This is a genomic window from Amycolatopsis jiangsuensis (assembly GCF_014204865.1).
Taxonomy (GTDB): domain Bacteria; phylum Actinomycetota; class Actinomycetes; order Mycobacteriales; family Pseudonocardiaceae; genus Amycolatopsis; species Amycolatopsis jiangsuensis.
In genome coordinates this window covers 4,851,019-4,868,205 of record NZ_JACHMG010000001.1, presented here as the reverse complement: position 1 = coordinate 4,868,205, position 17,187 = coordinate 4,851,019, and the positions used below count along the sequence as shown (strand labels likewise).

Below are 17,187 nucleotides of genomic sequence, written 5' to 3'. Positions count from 1 at the left end.
AACCTATCTGAGCAGTGGTCGTGTGGACCCAGGAGGCTTCGCCTAGTCTGGTCTATGGCGCCGCACTGCTAATGCGGTTGGGGGTAACCCCCCCTCCCGGGTTCAAATCCCGGAGCCTCCGCTGGTGTCTGCTCCGGCAGGTGCTAGGTTACAACTGAACACGCGCCCGTAGCTCAGCTGGATAGAGCATCTGACTACGGATCAGAAGGTCAGGGGTTCGAATCCCTTCGGGCGCACTGTCTGGTCGAGACAGTATAAGCAGGTCAGGGGCCTTGTCTCTCTTGAGAGACAAGGCCCCTACTTGTCTCTCGCGGGGAAACTATCTCACAATTTATCACGTACGCTTGTACTGTTAGATCAGGTCGACCTCTGCAGCTCGGCCTGAGCCCGCATCGCTGCGGCCGGATCGCCCTCGCTGGCTCGTACGTGAAGCTTGGGCTGTAGTGCCCGGCCCACAGGCTGAGGATGCTGATCGGTACTCCGGCCTTCTCCGTGAGGTTCAACGAGACCGATCTTTGATCACGGAGAGTGATTCTCGTCTTGACCTCGAAGGTGCGTGGGCTCATGCCCTCGAGCCCAACCCGGCCATGATCTTGGCCGCGGTCTTCGCTGTGATCACCTCGCCATGGTCGCGGAGTCATCTTTGGCCACATCAGCGCCGCGATGGTCACTGACGCCATCGACGCCGCGGTGGCCGTGTCGTGGCACGATCCCGCATTCCGACCGGGGCGGCCGAATATACCGCCCATCTGACAGCGCGTGCGTGCTTCGGGCACGGACTGCGGCGGTCGATGGGCGAGACCGGGACCTGCTGGGACAACAGCACTTCCGAGTCGTTCTGGTCGACGTTCGAACACGAGGAAACTACCGGCGCGGCTACGCCTCGAAGACGGAACTCATTGCCGCAATTGACAAGTGGGTCCGTAGAGCATGCGCTGCCTATCCCAGGTCTCCCGAGGAAGCTGATCCTGGCCTGCTTGCGCCGGTGCTGCGCTGCGGTCGCAGCCAACGAGCGCGTCCGGACGATGTGCATCTCGTCGCCGACCCGGATCGACGCCGTGACCCGGTCGTGGTCCTGCGCGGTATCGATCAGTTCCGCGCCGAGCTCCACCCGGCGGCGCAAGATCGTCCGCACTGCCGTCGGCAGGGACTGAACGGCACACCGTTCAGTCGCTGTCGCGCCGGTCGGACCTTCGGGCGCGATTGCGTTCGCGTGCGGTCGCGGGCAGATCGCCGACGGGCCCGAGGTGCGCCAGCTTCTCGGGGTTCGTCACGGAACGGATCGTCTGGATCCGGTCGTCGAGGATCTCCAGTACCCACGCGGCGAGAACGCGACCGTCGCGGTCACGGACGACCGCTCCGGGCTGTCCGTTGAGCTCGCACTGCCGGAGCGTCGCGTCCAGAGCGAGCAGTGGCGAGACTGCGTTCGCAAGCAGCCGCGCGGCGCGCCGTGCGCCATAGACCCCACCGGCGCCACCGGCGATGCCGCCGCCGTCGTTGATCGTCGCGACGTCGGCGGCCAGGAAGACCTCGAGTGCCTCGACGTCGCCGTCCTGCAGCGCTGCGAAGAACCGATCGGCGAGTTCTGACCGTTCGCGACGGTCGGCCTCGAAGCGCGGGCGTCCGGCGTCGACATGGCGACGGGCACGGGAGCGGAGTTGACGGCACGCACTCTCGGACCGGCTCACGATCACGGCGATCCGGGCGTACTCGAAGCCGAAGACGTCGTGCAGTACGAACACCGCGCGCTCCAGCGGGCTGAGTCGTTCGAGCAGCACGAGCGCCGCCATCGACACCGAGTCAGCGAACTCCGCCGCCTGCACCGGATCGACGGCCGGGGCCGTGCCCCACGACCGGCTGTCGCCGGCGTCGGTCGGGAGCGGTTCGGGGAACCACGGCCCCACATACGTCTCCCGTCGCGCCCGCGCCGAGCGGAGAACATCGATGGACAGGCGCGTGACGATGGTGCACAGGTACGCCCGCGGAGAGTCCGGCTCGACGTCCGTGGTCGCGTAGCGCAGCCACGTCTCCTGGACCGCGTCCTCGGCTTCAGTGACACTGCCGAGAATGTGGTAGGCCACCGAGAAGAGCGTCGGGCGCAGCGTCTCGAACTCCGCCGCTCGGTCCTGAGCATCTGCGAACTGTCGTGCCACCTCTACGCTTCCCACCTTTCACGAGACCCTCTGGTACAGGACGGCGTAGCGCTTCGGGCTGTGACACGTCGGTCCGGCGCCGAGGCGATGTCACGCCGACGGAGGCTATCCCGTCTCACTTCCGGAAGCGTGATCGCAGTCGGGAGCACAACCATGAACATCGCACTCTGGATCGTCGCCGGCCTCTTCGCCATCGGCTACATTGTCGGCGGCGTCGTCAAGCTCGTTTGGCCGTACGAGAAATACGCCGCAAGGCAATACTGGCCCGAGGACTTCACCTCCGGCAACGTGAAGTTCATGGGAACCATCGAGGTGCTCGGCGGGCTCGGCCTGGTTCTTCCCGGCCTGCTGAACATCGTGCCCGTCCTCGTGCCGGTGGCCGCTTCGGGTATGGCTCTGTACATGGCGGGCGCCGCCACCGAGCGGATGCGCCGAGCCGAGTACAAGGAACTTCTCGGTGACCTGCTCTTCCTCACCGGGGTGGTCTTCGTCGCGTGGGGACGGTTCGGACTGGTCCCGTTCCACTGACGTGGTCCGTCTCCCGCGCCCATCGGGTCAGCCTCGGGGCCCGGTGACACGTGCAGCACCTCGTAGTGGGCGGGCAACGGCCGAGTCGAGATCGACATCAAGTTCAAGCCAGAGAATCCGTCGAGCAGACTCCCGCTCCGGGCGACGCGATCACCGAGAACCATCGAACGGAGTGCTTCCCACGGTCTGCCCCACGCGTACTTCTCCCGAGGGACCCAGCACAGGAGCCGGGGATCGGTCGCCCACGTCATCGCCGAGTTGAACGACCGGCCCTGCCTATGTCTCGATGACAGAACGCCACTCGCGCGCGGCCATCAGGCCCGGCGGCCGCCGTCTACTGACAGGGTGGTGCCGGTGACGAAGGGAATTCCGTGTTCGCCGCCCATTTCTCGAAGCCGGGCGTGCGGGTCGGGCCGGGGCAGACGGCGTTGACGCGGATGCCTCGCGCGGCGTAGTCCACCGCGGCGACCTTCGTCAGTCCGACGACACCGTGTTTGGCGGCCACGTAGGCGGGCGCGTTGCGTATCGCGGCCAGGCCGCCGTTGGAGGCGACGTTGACGATCGCGCCGCCGCGGTCGAGCGCGGGCAACTCGTGCTTGAGGCACAGGAAGGTTCCCGCGAGATTGACGTGGACCACCCGCTCGAACCCGTCCAGGGGCATCTGGTCGAGCAGCCCGCGCGAGGACATGCCGGCGTTGTTGACCGCGAAGTCGAGGCCGCCGTACCCCGCGACCGTGCGGTCGACGGCTGCTCGCACTGATTCTTCGTCCGCGATGTCGACGGCTGCGGCCAGCGCTTCGCCGCCGTCCTTGCCGATCATCGCGGCGGTCTCGGCCGCGGCGTCCTCGTCGACGTCGAGCACGGCGACCGACGCGCCCTGCCGGGCGAACTCGATCGCCGCCGCGCGGCCGATTCCGCTGCCCGCGCCCGTCACCAGTCCGCGTTTCCCGGAAAAGGCGCTCACGACAGCGGCTCGTGGTTTGCCCACGCGACCCTGTACGGGTGCCGCGACTGCCAGCGGTCGATCATCTGGTGCAGGCTGGGCGAGGTGAACGCTTTCGCCAGCGTGTCTGTGTCGGCCACGGCGACCTGCACGATCGCGGTGGCGATCAGCGCCGGGATGGCCTCCTCACCGGGGGTCGGAACATGCCGCCGAGTCGCGACCGACTGCGCGAAACCCGTGTCGAACATCGCCTGTTCGATATCCGCGAGGTACTGGTCGAGCTCGGCGTCGGGAAGGGGCTCGTTGAAGGAAACGATCATCGTATGTGTGAGCATGCCTCGATTCTTCGCCTGTCCTGCCGCCGCCGTCCAAGACCGATTGGACATTCGGCGATAACCTGGAGGCATGATTGAGCTGGAGACGCGGGAGCTCGAGTACTTCATCGCGGTCGCCGACGAACTGCACTTCGGCCGGGCGGCCGCCCGGCTGTCGATCGCCCAGCCCGCGCTGTCGAAGGCGATCCGGCGGATCGAGGGACGACTCGGGGTCGCGCTGTTCGTCCGCTCCAGCCGTCAGGTGTCGCTCACCCCGGCTGGGGAGGCGTTGCGGGAGCACGGCAGGCACGCGCTGAACGCGGTAGGTGCGGCGGTGCGGAACGCCCGTCGCGCCGGCGACACCCAGGCTCCCCTGCGGCTCGTGCTCAAGCCGGGCGGCGATGGCGGTCTGCTGTCCGGGATCCTGGCCGGGTACGCCCAGCAGCCGGGCGCCCGCCGGGTCAACGTCCTGTTCAGCGGTCCTGCCGACCGCACCGACTTCCTGCGCGACGGAAGGGCGGACGTCGGCCTGCTCTACGCGCCGTTCGACGATCTCGACGGCTTGGCCCACGAGACGCTCCGCACGGAGGACCGGGTCGCCATCCTCCCGCTCGGGCACCGGCTGGCCGGCCGGAAGTCGGTCCGGATGGCCGACCTGGAAGGCGAGACCCTGCCGCACTGGAAGGACGTTCCCGGTGGTGCCGGCACCGGCCCGGAGGTCGCCGACGTGGTCCAGCTGGTCGACATGGTCAAGGTGGGCCGGATGGTCGGCGTGCTGCCCCGCTCACTGATCGAACCGATGCAGGTCGGCGTGGAGTGCGTCCCGGTGACCGACGCGCCACCCAGCCGTCTCGTACTCGCCTGGAACGAGCAGGACCGCCGGCCACTGGTCGCGTCGTTCGTGACCGCCGCCCTGGAGGCGAAGCCGCACGCGGCCGGCCTGGTGTAGGGCGCCGCTCCTGTCTTGCGCCGCGGCGGGCCCCGGAGCCTGCTTGTCGAGGCGGCCCGTGAGTCGAGTTCACCTCGCTGGACACGACGACAGACCGACCATAGGGTCGGCGATGTTCGATCATGTGCAGGAGCGGGGAGTGGCTGTGCGGACGTTTCGCGAGGCTGTCGAGGCGCATGACCCGGCTGCGATGGACGCACTGCTGGCCGAGGACGTCGTGTTCCGTAGCCCGGTCGCGTTCAAGCCCTACCGGGGCAAGGCGATCACCTCGGCCATTCTTCGCGAGGTGATCCAGCTGCTGGAGGACCTGCACTACATCCGCGAGATCCGCGACCCGAACGGCGTCGACCACGCACTGGTCTTCGAGGCAAAGGTCGAGGGGCTCGACGTCACCGGCTGCGACTTCCTGCAGTACGACGCCGACGGCCGGATCGCCGACTTCATGGTGATGGTCCGCCCGTTGCGCGCGGCCGAGGCGGTTGCGCGGCAGATGAGTGCTCGGTTCGAGCAGATCAAGGCAGCCGCCGGCGGCGAGCACTGAGGCGATCTGCCACAGGGTCTCCATCGGCATCAGTGCCGGTGACGTCGGCGCGGAAGTGCGGGCAGTCGACCCCAGTCCGATCCCAGCCCGACCCCAACGCGGCCCTCTTCGCCGGAATATCCCCGAAAACCCGTCGTCACGAGTCGGTCGCAGGGAAAAGGATCAACGGGCACCAAGGTTACCCGTTGTTACCGATCGGCTACCAGTGGCGGTCGGCGGCCGATATCGTCTGACCTTGCCCATCGGGACGTTGCTCACCGCGACGAGGCTTACCGGGACGAGGGTGGCGGAGAGGTGGCGGCATGGCGGACTCGTCCGCGGGCTCGGAGCGTTTCCTGCGTGGCGAGGCGGCGATGCGCCGGCTCACCGGAGGTGATCCCGCGCTGTCCCGTGCCATGGCGCAAGCGGACGAGGTCACGCCCGACCTCGCGCGCTTCGTCGTGGAGTTCGTCTTCGGCGAGCTGTACTCCCGCACCGGACTCGACCCGCAGCGCCGCCATCTGGTGACGCTGTCCTGTCTGATCAGCCTCGGTGAGACCGAAGAACTGCGCGTGCACCTGGGCCTGGCGCTCAACACCGGGTTGTCGCCGGACGAGATCGTCGAGGCGATCCTGCACACCGCCGCGTACGTCGGGTTCCCGCGAGCCGTAGCCGCCACCCGCGTCGCGCGGGAGGTCTTCATCGACAAGGGAATCATCGGCTCCGGCGACCAGTGAGGTACCACCACAGCCGGAGAGAGAAGGCCATGTCGCCAAAGGCAGGAACGCTGATCGAGACGGCCGCCGACGCGATCGTCCGAGCGCTCGAACAAGCGGGCGCCGAGCACGTGTTCACGGTGCCGGGCGGGGCGGTGACGCCGCTGCTGTTCGCGGCGGAGTCGGCGGGCCTGCGCGTGGTACTCGCCAAGCACGAGAACGGCGCGGCGTTCATGGCGATGGGCTACGCCCAGGCGGGCCACCGGCTCGGGGTGTGCGCGGTGACCTCGGGACCGGGCGCCACCAACGCCGTGACGGGCGTCGCGGCCGCGTGGCACGACTGCGCACCGGTCCTGGTGCTCACCGGCCAGGTCGCGGTCGGCCAGTTCGGTCGCGGCGCGTTCCAGGACAGCAGTCCCGGGGGACCGCTGGACATCGTGGGCCTGTACCGGCACCTCGCGAAGCGCTCGGAGCTGGTCATGGACCCCGACGAGGCCGGTCCGCTGACGAGCGACCTGGTGCGGGAGGCGCTTGCCGGACGGCGTGGTCCGGTGCACCTGAGCGTGCCGAACAACGTGGCGATCGCGCCCTGTCCGGTGTCGCCGCGGGTGGACGACGAGGCCGAGCCGCCGACGCTGGACGAGGCCGCGATGAGCACCGTCACCCACATCCTCGCCACAGCCCGGCGCCCCGTGATTCTCGCCGGTCACGGCGTGTACGTCGCGGACGCATGTGCGGCATTGCGTGCCGTGGCGGAGCAGTTCCGGATTCCCGTTGCCACGACCCCGAAAGGCAAGGGTGCTTTCCCCGAAGACCACCCGCTCTCGCTGGGGGTTTTCGGGTTCGGCGGTGACGCCCCCGCCGAGTCGTACCTGCTCGGCGAGAACGTCGACGTGCTCGTGGTGGTGGGCAGCAGCCTGGGTGAGTTCCAGACGGGCGGCTACGCCCCCGCCCTCGGAGCCGGCCGCACCGTGGTGCAGATCGACATCGACCCGAACGTCATCGGCCGCACCTACCGGACCGACGTCGCGGTGATCGCGGATGCCCGCGCAGCGCTCGAGAGCCTGGCGGTGCTCGGTGGTGACGTGGTGCCACGTCGGGAATTCGAGCCCCTGCCCGTGGCCGTGCGCAGAGACGCCGACCGCATGGAAGGCATGCTGTCTCCTCGCGCCGCCGTCGAGACGGTGTGCGAAGCACTGTCGCCGGACACCCTGCTGTTCGTCGACATCGGCAACTGCATGGGGCTGGCGAGCGAATGCCACCGGGTGCGGGAGCCTGGAACGTACTTCGTCGGGCTCGGTCTGGGGTCGATGGGATACGCGGGTCCGGCATCGATCGGCGCGAAGCTCGCCCGGCCGGACCGTCCGGCCGTCGCGTTGATGGGGGACGGCGCATTCGCGATGACCGGCGCGGAGATCCACACCGCGGTGGACAACGACATCCCGGTGATCTGGGTGGTGCTCAACAACGGCGGCCACGGCATGGTCCACGCGGGCGAGGTCATCGTCTTCGGCGAGTCCAAGCCGTGGAACCTCTTCGGCCAGAGCATCGACGTCGGCAGCGTGGCCGCCGGCCTCGGAGCGGTGGCCCGCACCGTGAAGTCCGTCGACGACCTGCGCGCGGCCGTCGAAGAGGCCACGGCGGCACGGCTTTCCACGGTCATCGACGTGCGGGTGGACCCGGACGAGACCGCCGCCGTGGTCCGGAAGCGAGCCGAGGTGCTCCGCGACAAGATCGCCGGCCCGGCCTGAATCGGGCGGGACAGCCACTTCCGCTCGGGGCCCTCGTCCGACGGCCGGGTGGCCATGCCTGAGCTCGCGCGTCGGCGTCAGGAACGAAGGGTGCGCAGCCCGGTGCGGATTTCGCCGACCAGGAGCTCGGGCTGTTCCAAGGCCGCGAAGTGCCCGCCCTTGTCGGCCTCGCCGTAGTGGATCAGATTGTGGTAGGTGTCTTCGATCCAGCTTCGTGGCAGGCGTGGGATGTCCCTCGGGAAGACGGTCACCGCGACCGGAAGCGACAGCTTCGGGCCGGCGAAAGTGAGCGACTTGTTCTCCCAATAGATGCGGGCGGACGACGCTGCGCTGTTGGTGAACCAGTAGAGGGATATCGCGTCCAGCATGTCGTCGATGCCGAGGACGTCCTCGGCGAGCCCGTGGTTGTCGGTCTTGGACTGGAACTTCTCGTAGATCCAGGCTGCCTGCCCAGCCGGAGAGTCCGCCAGGCCGAACCCGACAGTCTCCGGTTTCGTGCCCTGAAGGTGGTTCGACCCACCGAGTTCACCGGTGTAGAGGGCGAGGGTCTCGACGGTGTGGCGCTGTTCGGGCGACAAGGTGCCGGGTATCTGCGCGGGAAGGGCGTACTGGGTGTTCAAATGGATTCCGAGCAGCCCTTCAGGGTGCATGGCTCCGAGTGCGGTGGTGACGACGGCACCCCAATCGCCGCCTTGCGCGGCCCATTTCGGGTAGCCGAGACGCTTCATCAGCTCCACCCACGCGCTGGCGATGCGCGATACGGTCCACCCGGTCTCCGTGGGCTTCTGGGAGAACCCGAACCCGGGGAGCGACGGGATGACGACGTCGAACGAATCGGCGGCGTCTCCTCCGAACGAAACCGGATCGGTCAGCGGGCCGATCAGCTTCAGGAACTCGGCGATCGAGCCCGGCCATCCGTGCGTGAGGATCAGCGGCATCGCGCAGGGATTCCGGGACTTGACGTGGATGAAGTGGATGTCCAGCCCATCGATCTCGGTCCGGAACTGGGGGAAGCGATTGAGCTCGGACTCGAAGCGCCGCCAGTCGTAGCCGTGCTCCCAGTAGCCGACCAGAGATCTGGCGTTCGCCACGCGAACCCCTTGCGACCAGTCGCCCACCGTTTCCGGATCCGGCCATCGGGTTCTGGCCAGTCGCCGCTTCAGGTCGTCGATCTCCGCATCCGAGATCGAGACGGTGAACGGGCGGACGAGGGTCGAGGTCGGCGGGGTCGGCGGGGTCGGTGCGGTCATTGCCTTCTTCTCTCCTGAGCTTCGAAGCACAGCGCAACTCTTCGTTGCACACTGGTGTGCAAGCTACGTCATTGCACACCAGTGTGCAACAATGGTGCCGTGCCCGCCGAGTCCTCCCGCGCGCGCTCGATGAACGAGACACGCGATCGCATCCTCGACGTCGCCCTCGATCTGCTGGGAGACAACCCCGACGCCGGAATGGGCGACATCGCCGCCGCCGCCGGCGTCGTCCGCCGCACCGTCTACGGCCACTTCCCCTCGCGCCTCGACCTGGTTCGGACACTCACGGAACGGGCCGTCACCGAGATGACGACCGTGCTCACCGAAGCCAACGCCTCCCACTCGGAAGCAGACGTGACGTGGGTCGAATTCATCGCCCGCGTCTGGCCGGTGGCGCACCGGTACCGAGTCCTGCTGGCGCTTCGCCGTGGCGAGTACGGCGAGGCGATCCACGGCCTGCTCGGGCCGGTTGATGAACTCCTCGCCGACCTCGTGAAACAGGGCCAGGACAGCGACGTGTTCGCCCAGCATCTGCCGGCAGACATCCTGAGTCAGCTTGCCTACGGCGCTGTTTTCACGATCGCGGACAGCGACCGGTCGAACGGGCCCCTCGGCTCCCGAGCAGCGACGATCACGAGCCTGCTGATGCTCGGAGTTCCTGAAACGCGCGCAACCGCTCTCGTGGACGACCGGCCGTGACCCCGCCCGGCCGCGTGCGATTCTCGGCGGCGCCGGTCACGCTCCCGGCTTGTGCATGATCCCGCTGAGGAGCAGGCCGGCCAGTGTTTGCCCGTACTGGATGTCCTCGTCGTCCGAGGACGGTTCCGGGCGGCCGAACTTGCGGGCGAGCGGCTGCTGGATCAGCCCGCTGGTGGGCCCCATGACCGCGAAGTAGAGCAGATGCACGGGTACCGGCGGCATGATCCCCTTGGCGACCAGCCGGTGGATGCTCGGTTCGACGTTCGACATGAAGGGGCGCAGGTAGCGCTCGAAAAGGTAGTCGAGCCGTTCGGAGTCCCGGGCCGCCTCGTCGGCCACGATCCGGTGCAGCTGGGGCAATTGGGCGGACACCCGGTAGATCTTGCGCACGGAGGCGGCGATCAGCTCCTGGTCGTCCTCGTAGTCCTCGGCGAAGATCCATCCTCCGCTTTCGAGCGCCTCCGAGGAAGCGAAATCGACGACTGCGCACCAGAAGGCGAACTTCGAGCCGTAGCGCACGCTGATGAAGTTGTGGCTGACTCCCAGCCGCTGCGCGAGGACGCGCACCGTGGTCGCCTGGTAGCCCAGCTCGGCGAAGGCGTCGAGGCCCCGCCGCAGGATGGCCTGTTCGGTCTCGGCCGGATCGCCGCCGAGTACCGACGTCGGCGAGCCTGCCCGCTGCCCGGATGAATCCGGTGAACCCGTCATGCCGCTGCTCCTCGTCATCACTCCCCAGTGTAGTTGACAGCTGTCAAATCGCCGAGTCATACTGTGTTGACAGCCGTCAACTTCGTCCGTTCCGTGCCGCCGTCGAGCACTGACGAAGGAGGAAGCCATGACATCCGAACTCGTTGCTCGTGATCCGGGGCCGGGAATCGATCCGGACCAGGTCCCGGCCCTCGACGATCTTCAGATCGGCCACCTGCGTCATATCGAGAATCTCGCGAACCAGTTGCCGGGTGACTGGTCGAAGATGGGCGGGGTCGATCCCGGGCAGGAGCTGTTCGACGCCTACCGCTACCAGCTCGCATACATGGCGTACACGCTGGGGCTCGCGCAGTATCACTGGTTGCCCGCCGCGCCGTCGGCGCTCAAGCCGACCTTCGAGAAGACGGTCGAGAAAATGCTGCGCCGCGACGTCTGGAGCTATTGGAAGGAGACCAGCCGTGGTGCCCGCGTCCTCGACCCGGACATCACGGCGCTGCGCGAACCCTGGACCGACCCGGTGGTCAAGGAGAACATCATGTACAGCGGGCACCTGTACATGATGACCGGTATGCACGCGGCGTTGTTCGATGACGACCGTTATGACACGCCTGGGGCCCTGACGTTCGAATGGGATCCGGTTTTCCAGGGGCTGGCACCGGAAAGTCACGTGTATCAGCGGTCGACTCTCGGCGAGGTCATCTACTGGCAGATGGTGGAGAACGGGTGGCTGGGCGTGGCCTGCGAACCCAACTGCATCTTCATCGTCTGCAACCAGTTCCCCATGATGGGTTTCCGGTTCGAGGACCTGCGCAAGGGGACGTCCCGCGCCGAGGAAGCGACCAGCGCCTACGCGGCGGCATGGGAGCGGCGGGGCATGTATGCCGGCAACGGCTCGTTCCACCCGTTCCTGATGGTGAAGCAGGACCAGCTGGCCCCGCCGGGCGGCATCGCGGGCGACGCGTGGGTGGCGTCGGTGATGAACACCTGGAATCGGGACGTCGTAAGGGAAGTCTTCCCCCGGCAGCTGCGCGGCACGCTGAAAACCGGGCCGGACGGCACCCTCTCGCACTACTCGCCGTCTGTCGTCCCGCAGGTCCGGGCCGCGCTGGACGCCGGCGAGCCCGCGGACCTTCCGCACGACACCACCGACCTGTCGACGGATCCGACTTTCGGGTACATCGCGGCCGCGTTGTCCGAACTCGGTGACGAGCGCGTGCGTGGATTGCGCGCCCACGCCGACCGGTTCATGAACCCCACCTGGGAGAACGGCGGACTGTACTATCCACGCAACGACAGGGCGTGGGACGGCGAGGGCAACCGGACCGGCGTCGACACCATGACCGGCAACGTCCTGCTGGGCTACAGCAGGCTCAACGTCCCGGACGGGCTCTGGGCACTCTACAACCGGCCGTGGACCGCCGAGCACTTCGCCGAACCGCGTGTGGTCTCGCAGGAGGGCGCGTTTGACCTGCGTCGCGCCTACTATCACCGCGACAGCCGCACTTTGCTGCTCACCGCGCGCCCGCGCGACGGCAAACCGACCGATCTTTCGCTGACCGTCGCCAATGCGCTGCCTCGTCCCTGGACGCTGAGCGTCGACGGGATCGCTGTCGCCGGCAGTGACGGTCCGGAGCACTCCTCAGCGGTGCGTGTCGTCGCGGACGGCGACACCCTTCACCTCAGCACCGCGCTCGATTCCGAGACGACACTTGCCCTGCGCTGGTCATGAACACGGAGGTCTCTCGCATGCCAACCTCGCAAGCCCGCGTCGGCGGCCACTTCGAGCTCATCGATCACTTCGGCGAGCGCGTCACTCCCGAGTGCTACCGCGGGCAGTTCATGCTCGTCTTCTTCGGTTTCACTCATTGTGGACAGATTTGTCCTGCCGTGCTGAGCCGAAACAGCCGGGCGCTGGAGCTGCTGGGGCGGGACGCCGACGAAATCCGGCCGCTCTACGTCACTGTCGACCCCGACCGCGACACGCCGGAGGTGCTCGCCGAATACCTCCGCGACCGGCATCCCCGCTACACCGGGCTGACCGGTACTGCGGAAGAGATCGAAGCAGCCAAGCGCGCTTATCACGTCTTCGCCAGGCGTGCGGACGAACTGGACGACTACACCGTGCCGCACACGTCGTTCACCTTCCTGATGAACCCCGACGGCGACTACGTCACGCACTACACGGACACCGTCACAGCGGAAGAACTCGCTGCCGCCCTCGCCGGGGAAATCGCACGCCACCGCAGGAACAGCTGAAGGACTTCCCGGTAGAAGTCGCCCTCAACGGTGCAGGGCCCGGTATCCGGCCTGGTTCACGTTGAACGCGAGATCGATCGCCAGCGGAGCCACGACGACCAGCGTGGCGAGCGGCTGCGGCAGGCGAGCGGTCAGCTCGAGCACGTACCGGCCGACGTCGTTTCCGGCGGCGTCGGTGATGTCGAACTGTTTCTGCCGGGTGCCTGCCGACCGTAGTTTCCCGGGCTTCGTCCCCTGGTACGTGAGGTCGAAGCTCACCCGGCTTATGGTGCGCTTCGCGGGCCGGAATCTCTTCGATGTCGTACGAACTCTCAGAAAGAATGGCGCGATCTCATCCTGGTTGACAACAGGCTGCGAAAACCCGCCACGGCGACCATCGAGGTGACATCGCCGGTCCCGTGAGTCGGTTCGAGCCTGTCGTGCACGGTGCACTGTCAGGACCTTCGCGGTTCGGCGCCGTGCCCGAAGCGCGGGTGGCGGTCTGTTGTGGCTCCCGGAGGACTACTTCTTCCTCGGCGGCGTGGCTGGCGCCGCGCTCGCCCTCGGTGCCACGGCGCGCATTCCGGTGGGCATCGGGGTCGTGTCCTCGGTCGCGCGCCATCCGGCGTTGCTGGCCATGGAGATCAGCACCCTCGCCCGCGCCCACCCCGGCAGGCTGATCCCCGGAATCGGGCACGGCGTCCCAGGCTGGACCGGGCAGATGGGCCTGACCCAGCGGTCGCCGATGAGCGCCCTGCGCGAAACCCTCACCGGCGTCCGGGCTTTGCTGAACGGGGAGACGGTCGATGCCGAGGGACGGTTCGCCACCTTCCGTCAGGTCGCGATCGCCCACCCGGTTCCTGACCGCGTGCCGCTGTTCACCGGCGTACTCGGCGACAAGGGGCTCGAGCTGACAGGGCGGCTGGCCGACGGTCTGCTCGTCAGCGCCCTCGCACCGGTCGAGTACGTGCGGAGTGCCCGGCGCAAACTGGACGAGGCCGCCCGAGCCGCCGGACGCGACGAGCGGATCGCGATCACGGTTCTCACCGCGGCCAACGTCACGCGGGACCCCGGCCAAGTGGCCGCGACGCGGAAAGCGCTCAAAACGGTCCTCGCTTTCTACCTCGCCGCAACAGGTCCCGGCCCGCTGTTCGACGCGGTCGGTGCCAACGAACAACTCGCGGACCTGCTCTCCCGCGGCGGCCCCGAGGTGGTCGCCGCGGAGATGCCGGACTCCTGGATCGACGTCTTCGGCATCGTGGGCGGCCAGGACACCGCACGGGCACGCATCGAGGACTACCTCGACGCCGGCGCGGACAACGTCGCCATCGCGACCGTCGTCGCGGACGGAGCGGAAGAGACCGTCGCCGCCGTCGGTGAACTGACCGGCGAATTCACCCACTGAAAGGGCACGACCATGAGCACCGATCTCGAGCGGATCCTCGAAGTGCACCGAGGCTGGTACGAAGCGAACGTCGGCCTTGTCGCCGACCGGATGCTGCGGTACTTCCCGGAGGGCAACGGATACCACCAGTTCAACCTCAACGGCCACACCTACCACGGCGTGCTCGACAAGCACCGGCTGTGGGTCAACGCCGCGAAGATCGGGTTGAGCATCACCGCGATCAAGGACACCGTCGGCCCGGACGTCCAGGTCTTCGGTGACGTCGCGCTGCTCACCGCGGAAGGGATCGCGGACGTGCTGGCCCCCGGACAGCAGGACGCTGTGCCGACTCCGTTCCGCACCACGGAGTTCTTCCGTCTCGACGACGGCAAGGGCGCCCCGGACTGGCGGATCTGGCACATGCACGTCAGCGTCCAGGATCCGCAGATGCCCAAGCACGGTACGGAGTGAGGATGGGACTGGACCGACTGGGCGTCGAGGGGCGGACGGGACGGTTGTCGGTGCTGCGCACCTCCGGTCACCGGCCCGGGGTCCCGCTCGTGCTCATCCACCCGATCAATTCCGCCGCCGTGGTCTGGACCGACGTCGCCGCGCGGCTCGACCGGCCGGTCGTGGCGCTGGACCTGCGCGGGCACGGCGACTCCGGGCTGACCGGCCCGTTCACCGTCGAGGAGGGCTATGTGCCAGACGTCCTCGCGGTACTGGACAGCCTCGGAGTGAACGAGGTGCATCTGGCCGGGGGGTCGCTCGGCGGCACGATCTGTGTCGCGCTGGCCGCGCTGTACCCGAGACGGGTTCTCAGCGTCACCACGTTCGGTTCGACGCTGGGCACCGGTGTTCCGGCCGAGGCCATCGGTGCGATGGTGAGTGAACTCGAAGCCGGCGGCACCGCCGCGTACTTCGCCGGGCTGGTGCCGGACATCGTGGGCCGCGAACATCGGGAATCGGCTCACCTCAAGGAGGTCATGGCCGAGGCGGTCGGCACCCGGCCGGAGGCGGTGGTCGCCGAGATCCTGTACGGGGCCTTCGGTGCCGACATCCGGCACCTGGCCGGCAAGGTCGCCACGTCCACGATTCCCGTGCTTGCGGTGGCCGGCGACGAGGATCCGACCTGCCCGCCCTCGATGTCGCGAGAACTGGCCGAGACCACTGGCGGCATCGCGAAAGTGCTGGACGGGACGGGACATCTGCCGATGCTCGAAGAGCCCGGCCAGGTGGCGGATCTCCTTCGGACGCACATCGCCCGTGCCGAGGGAGAGGCGTCGTGACGTACTCGATCGTCGCGCGCGATCCGGTCACCGGATCGCTCGGCATCGGCGCCCAGACCCACTTCTTCGGCGTCGGCACGTTGCTGCCCTGGGCCGAGGCGGGCGTCGGCGCGGTGGCCACGCAGGCGTTCGTCAACGTCGACTACGGTCCTCGTGGCCTGGAATTGTTGCGGGCCGGCGTACCAGCACCGTCCACTGTGGACCTGCTGGTGGCGGATGACCCGGATTCCGGTTACCGCCAGCTGGGAATCGTCGACGCCCATGGCTCGGTCGGTACGTACACCGGCGAGTCCTGCGCGCCACACGCCACCTTCGCCCGGGGACATCAGGTGACGGTGCAAGGCAACATGCTGGCCGCTGACGACGTGTGCCGGGTCGCGCTCGCCGCCTTCGAGTCGGCGGACGGCGACCTCGCCGACCGCATCCTCGCCGGGCTCCTGGCCGCGGACGGCGCCGGGGGAGACGTGCGTGGTTCGCAGTCGGCCGCGTTGAAGGTGGTGTCGGGCCGTCGTGGTCCGGCACCGTGGAACGAGGTGGTCGCCGACCTGCGTGTCGACGACCACCCGGAGCCACTCGCCGATGCTGGTTCGACGCCGGCGGTGACGCCACCCGCGCCGCCGCCGCACTGCAGATACACCGCAACACCTTCCGCTACCGGCTGCAGCGCATCGAAACCCTGTGCGCCGTCGACCTCGACGACCCCGCCCAGCGATTCACGATCGAGCTGCAGACCCGCCTCCTCACCTCGCCCAGCGGACGATCCTGACTGCCGGCCGGATCGCGGGGAGGCGCTGACTCGTGGGTGTCGCACGACTTGGCCGGCCCCGCACTCCGTCCGGAGACGGCGTGCGGGGCCGGCGATGAGCCGACGCCGGGTGGGAGGGCTGGACAGGTGCCCACCCGGGCGTCGACTCAGGTCAGGACCGGGCGGCCCAGCGGGAGCGGACGGCCGCCGGTCGCGGCGGAGACGGCGCCGGCGTACAGGTACACCCCTACTGCCGTGAACGCGAACGTCACGTAACCGCCTGCCGTGGTGGCTGCTGTGGAACCGCCGACTGTGCCGTAGAGGACGAGGGCGAGTGCGATGTCGATCAAGCCGAACAGCAGCGTGAACGCGGCGGGCATCCGCAAGGTGGTCAGGGTCAGCAGGACGATCGTGATCAGCCAGGCGATCAGGAACAGGCCCTGGGTGGCGATCGCCGCGTCGGCGGAGATGCCGAACCAGTTGTGCGCCAGGCCGAGCACGAGTGCCGCGTAGCTGATCCAGAAACCGGCGAAGATCCCGAACACCGAGGCGACGGCGTTCTGGCCCAGCGCCGCTGCCCACACGGCCGCGATGAGCTGGCCCAGGCCGGTCGCGGGCAGGATGATCGCGATCGAGGCGCCGACGGCATCGGCCGGGACGTACCCGGTCAGCACCAGGCCGAGTGCGGTCGCGCCGACGATGAAGGTCGGTACGCCGATCAGGGCGGGATCGCCCGCCGGAGCGGACCGGGCGGGGGCTTCGGTTTCGGCGGCAACGTCAGTGGTCATCGGATACTCCTCGTTGAGCTGCGGATGATCCTCGAGTTCGGTCAGGTCGGGCGGCAGCCCGGAATCGGTGTGCCGCAGAGAAATGGGGAGACGCGACGGCAGCACCCCGCCGTCGGGGCCCGCTCGGTCACCGGCACCGGGACGAAACGGCGGGCCTGGCCGGTGACCGAGCCGGACGCCGAACGCGCCAGACCACGGTGTCCGGCCGGCGGGGC

Annotated in this window: 18 protein-coding genes, 2 tRNA genes and 2 pseudogenes; 15 read left to right on the top strand and 7 right to left on the bottom strand. The window is 68.2% G+C overall.

Translation table 11 applies throughout. The features are described from left to right. Positions 1 to 31 precede the first annotated feature (31 nt). A tRNA-Ser gene (locus BJY18_RS21855) sits at positions 32 to 121 on the top strand. 41 nt (positions 122 to 162) lie between these two features. Then, positions 163 to 236, top strand: a tRNA-Arg gene (locus BJY18_RS21850). Positions 237 to 1,166: 930 nt separating this feature from the next. Here the strand turns inward: BJY18_RS21850 and BJY18_RS21845 are convergent. Continuing rightward, positions 1,167 to 2,153: an RNA polymerase sigma-70 factor gene (locus BJY18_RS21845; protein ID WP_184781722.1), complete on the bottom strand. Its 987-nt coding sequence runs from the start codon at positions 2,151 to 2,153 to the stop codon at positions 1,167 to 1,169. Between the two features lie 153 nt (positions 2,154 to 2,306). On the opposite strand from BJY18_RS21845, the gene BJY18_RS21840 reads away from it, so the two are divergent. Beyond that, complete coding sequence (locus tag BJY18_RS21840; RefSeq protein WP_184781721.1) at positions 2,307 to 2,681, top strand: DoxX family protein; 375 nt, start codon at positions 2,307 to 2,309, stop codon at positions 2,679 to 2,681. A 334-nt stretch (positions 2,682 to 3,015) separates the two neighbouring features. On the opposite strand, the gene BJY18_RS21835 is transcribed toward BJY18_RS21840, so the two are convergent. After that, a complete protein-coding gene (locus tag BJY18_RS21835) occupies positions 3,016 to 3,645 on the bottom strand; it encodes an SDR family NAD(P)-dependent oxidoreductase (protein ID WP_312873920.1) in 630 nt (209 codons plus the stop codon). Continuing rightward, a complete protein-coding gene (locus tag BJY18_RS21830) occupies positions 3,642 to 3,959 on the bottom strand; it encodes a hypothetical protein (protein ID WP_184781720.1) in 318 nt (105 codons plus the stop codon). Before BJY18_RS21830 ends, BJY18_RS21835 begins: the two co-directional genes overlap by 4 nt. 70 nt (positions 3,960 to 4,029) lie before the next feature. Between BJY18_RS21830 and BJY18_RS21825 the strand changes: the two genes are divergently transcribed. The 4 genes from BJY18_RS21825 (at position 4,030) to BJY18_RS21810 (ending at position 7,874) form a co-directional block, all read left to right on the top strand. Next, a complete protein-coding gene (locus BJY18_RS21825; protein WP_184781719.1) occupies positions 4,030 to 4,887 on the top strand; it encodes a LysR family transcriptional regulator in 858 nt (285 codons plus the stop codon). A 145-nt stretch (positions 4,888 to 5,032) separates the two neighbouring features. Next, positions 5,033 to 5,428 carry a nuclear transport factor 2 family protein gene (locus BJY18_RS21820; protein ID WP_184784768.1) on the top strand — a complete coding sequence of 132 codons (396 nt, stop codon included), beginning with the start codon at positions 5,033 to 5,035 and terminating at the stop codon, positions 5,426 to 5,428. Between the two features lie 302 nt (positions 5,429 to 5,730). Then, positions 5,731 to 6,144, top strand: a complete 414-nt coding sequence (locus BJY18_RS21815) for a carboxymuconolactone decarboxylase family protein (RefSeq protein WP_221457892.1) — start codon at positions 5,731 to 5,733, stop codon at positions 6,142 to 6,144. Between the two features lie 29 nt (positions 6,145 to 6,173). Beyond that, positions 6,174 to 7,874, top strand: a complete 1,701-nt coding sequence (locus BJY18_RS21810; RefSeq protein WP_184781718.1) for a thiamine pyrophosphate-binding protein — start codon at positions 6,174 to 6,176, stop codon at positions 7,872 to 7,874. 77 nt (positions 7,875 to 7,951) lie between these two features. Here BJY18_RS21810 and BJY18_RS21805 read toward each other — a convergent pair whose 3' ends face one another. Further along, a complete protein-coding gene (locus tag BJY18_RS21805; protein ID WP_184781717.1) occupies positions 7,952 to 9,124 on the bottom strand; it encodes an epoxide hydrolase family protein in 1,173 nt (390 codons plus the stop codon). 99 nt (positions 9,125 to 9,223) lie between these two features. On the opposite strand from BJY18_RS21805, the gene BJY18_RS21800 reads away from it, so the two are divergent. After that, entirely contained in the window at positions 9,224 to 9,823 is a 600-nt protein-coding gene (locus tag BJY18_RS21800) for a TetR/AcrR family transcriptional regulator (RefSeq protein WP_184781716.1), read from the top strand. A 36-nt stretch (positions 9,824 to 9,859) separates the two neighbouring features. On the opposite strand, the gene BJY18_RS21795 is transcribed toward BJY18_RS21800, so the two are convergent. Further along, positions 9,860 to 10,549, bottom strand: a complete 690-nt coding sequence (locus BJY18_RS21795; protein WP_184781715.1) for a TetR/AcrR family transcriptional regulator — start codon at positions 10,547 to 10,549, stop codon at positions 9,860 to 9,862. 109 nt (positions 10,550 to 10,658) lie between these two features. On the opposite strand from BJY18_RS21795, the gene BJY18_RS21790 reads away from it, so the two are divergent. Beyond that, entirely contained in the window at positions 10,659 to 12,260 is a 1,602-nt protein-coding gene (locus BJY18_RS21790; RefSeq protein ID WP_184781714.1) for a linalool dehydratase/isomerase domain-containing protein, read from the top strand. A 17-nt stretch (positions 12,261 to 12,277) separates the two neighbouring features. Beyond that, positions 12,278 to 12,787 carry an SCO family protein gene (locus BJY18_RS21785; protein WP_184781713.1) on the top strand — a complete coding sequence of 170 codons (510 nt, stop codon included), beginning with the start codon at positions 12,278 to 12,280 and terminating at the stop codon, positions 12,785 to 12,787. 24 nt (positions 12,788 to 12,811) lie between these two features. On the opposite strand, the gene BJY18_RS21780 is transcribed toward BJY18_RS21785, so the two are convergent. Then, positions 12,812 to 13,045, bottom strand: a complete 234-nt coding sequence (locus tag BJY18_RS21780) for a hypothetical protein (RefSeq protein WP_184781712.1) — start codon at positions 13,043 to 13,045, stop codon at positions 12,812 to 12,814. 211 nt (positions 13,046 to 13,256) lie between these two features. On the opposite strand from BJY18_RS21780, the pseudogene BJY18_RS21775 reads away from it, so the two are divergent. The 5 genes and pseudogenes from BJY18_RS21775 to BJY18_RS38080 form a co-directional block, all read left to right on the top strand. Continuing rightward, a pseudogene (locus tag BJY18_RS21775) lies at positions 13,257 to 14,171 on the top strand (LLM class flavin-dependent oxidoreductase); the annotation flags it as partial. 12 nt (positions 14,172 to 14,183) lie between these two features. Next, entirely contained in the window at positions 14,184 to 14,621 is a 438-nt protein-coding gene (locus tag BJY18_RS21770) for a nuclear transport factor 2 family protein (RefSeq protein WP_184781711.1), read from the top strand. 2 nt (positions 14,622 to 14,623) lie between these two features. Further along, positions 14,624 to 15,439 (top strand): alpha/beta fold hydrolase, encoded by an 816-nt coding sequence (locus BJY18_RS21765; protein ID WP_184781710.1) that lies wholly within the window; start codon positions 14,624 to 14,626, stop codon positions 15,437 to 15,439. After that, positions 15,436 to 16,008, top strand: a pseudogene (locus tag BJY18_RS38085) (DUF1028 domain-containing protein); the annotation flags it as partial. The gene BJY18_RS21765 and the pseudogene BJY18_RS38085, both read left to right, overlap by 4 nt. After that, the gene (locus BJY18_RS38080; RefSeq protein WP_184781709.1) at positions 15,963 to 16,205 is read left to right on the top strand and encodes a helix-turn-helix domain-containing protein; all 243 of its coding nucleotides are present in this window, start codon (positions 15,963 to 15,965) and stop codon (positions 16,203 to 16,205) included. The pseudogene BJY18_RS38085 and the gene BJY18_RS38080, both read left to right, overlap by 46 nt. A 146-nt stretch (positions 16,206 to 16,351) precedes the next feature. Here BJY18_RS38080 and BJY18_RS21750 read toward each other — a convergent pair whose 3' ends face one another. After that, entirely contained in the window at positions 16,352 to 16,972 is a 621-nt protein-coding gene (locus BJY18_RS21750) for a GPR1/FUN34/YaaH family transporter (protein ID WP_184781708.1), read from the bottom strand. Positions 16,973 to 17,187 lie beyond the last annotated feature (215 nt).

Bases quoted from the DNA above. Each gene is read 5' to 3' on its own strand.
- BJY18_RS21840 (WP_184781721.1), top strand. From the start codon at position 2,307: ATGAACATCGCACTCTGGATCGTCGCCGGCCTCTTCGCCATCGGCTAC.
- BJY18_RS21830 (WP_184781720.1), bottom strand. From the start codon at position 3,959: ATGCTCACACATACGATGATCGTTTCCTTCAACGAGCCCCTTCCCGAC.
- BJY18_RS21825 (WP_184781719.1), top strand. From the start codon at position 4,030: ATGATTGAGCTGGAGACGCGGGAGCTCGAGTACTTCATCGCGGTCGCC.
- BJY18_RS21815 (WP_221457892.1), top strand. From the start codon at position 5,731: ATGGCGGACTCGTCCGCGGGCTCGGAGCGTTTCCTGCGTGGCGAGGCG.
- BJY18_RS21810 (WP_184781718.1), top strand. From the start codon at position 6,174: ATGTCGCCAAAGGCAGGAACGCTGATCGAGACGGCCGCCGACGCGATC.
- BJY18_RS21805 (WP_184781717.1), bottom strand. From the start codon at position 9,124: ATGACCGCACCGACCCCGCCGACCCCGCCGACCTCGACCCTCGTCCGC.
- BJY18_RS21795 (WP_184781715.1), bottom strand. From the start codon at position 10,549: ATGACGAGGAGCAGCGGCATGACGGGTTCACCGGATTCATCCGGGCAG.
- BJY18_RS21790 (WP_184781714.1), top strand. From the start codon at position 10,659: ATGACATCCGAACTCGTTGCTCGTGATCCGGGGCCGGGAATCGATCCG.
- BJY18_RS21785 (WP_184781713.1), top strand. From the start codon at position 12,278: ATGCCAACCTCGCAAGCCCGCGTCGGCGGCCACTTCGAGCTCATCGAT.
- BJY18_RS21770 (WP_184781711.1), top strand. From the start codon at position 14,184: ATGAGCACCGATCTCGAGCGGATCCTCGAAGTGCACCGAGGCTGGTAC.
- BJY18_RS21765 (WP_184781710.1), top strand. From the start codon at position 14,624: ATGGGACTGGACCGACTGGGCGTCGAGGGGCGGACGGGACGGTTGTCG.
- BJY18_RS21750 (WP_184781708.1), bottom strand. From the start codon at position 16,972: ATGACCACTGACGTTGCCGCCGAAACCGAAGCCCCCGCCCGGTCCGCT.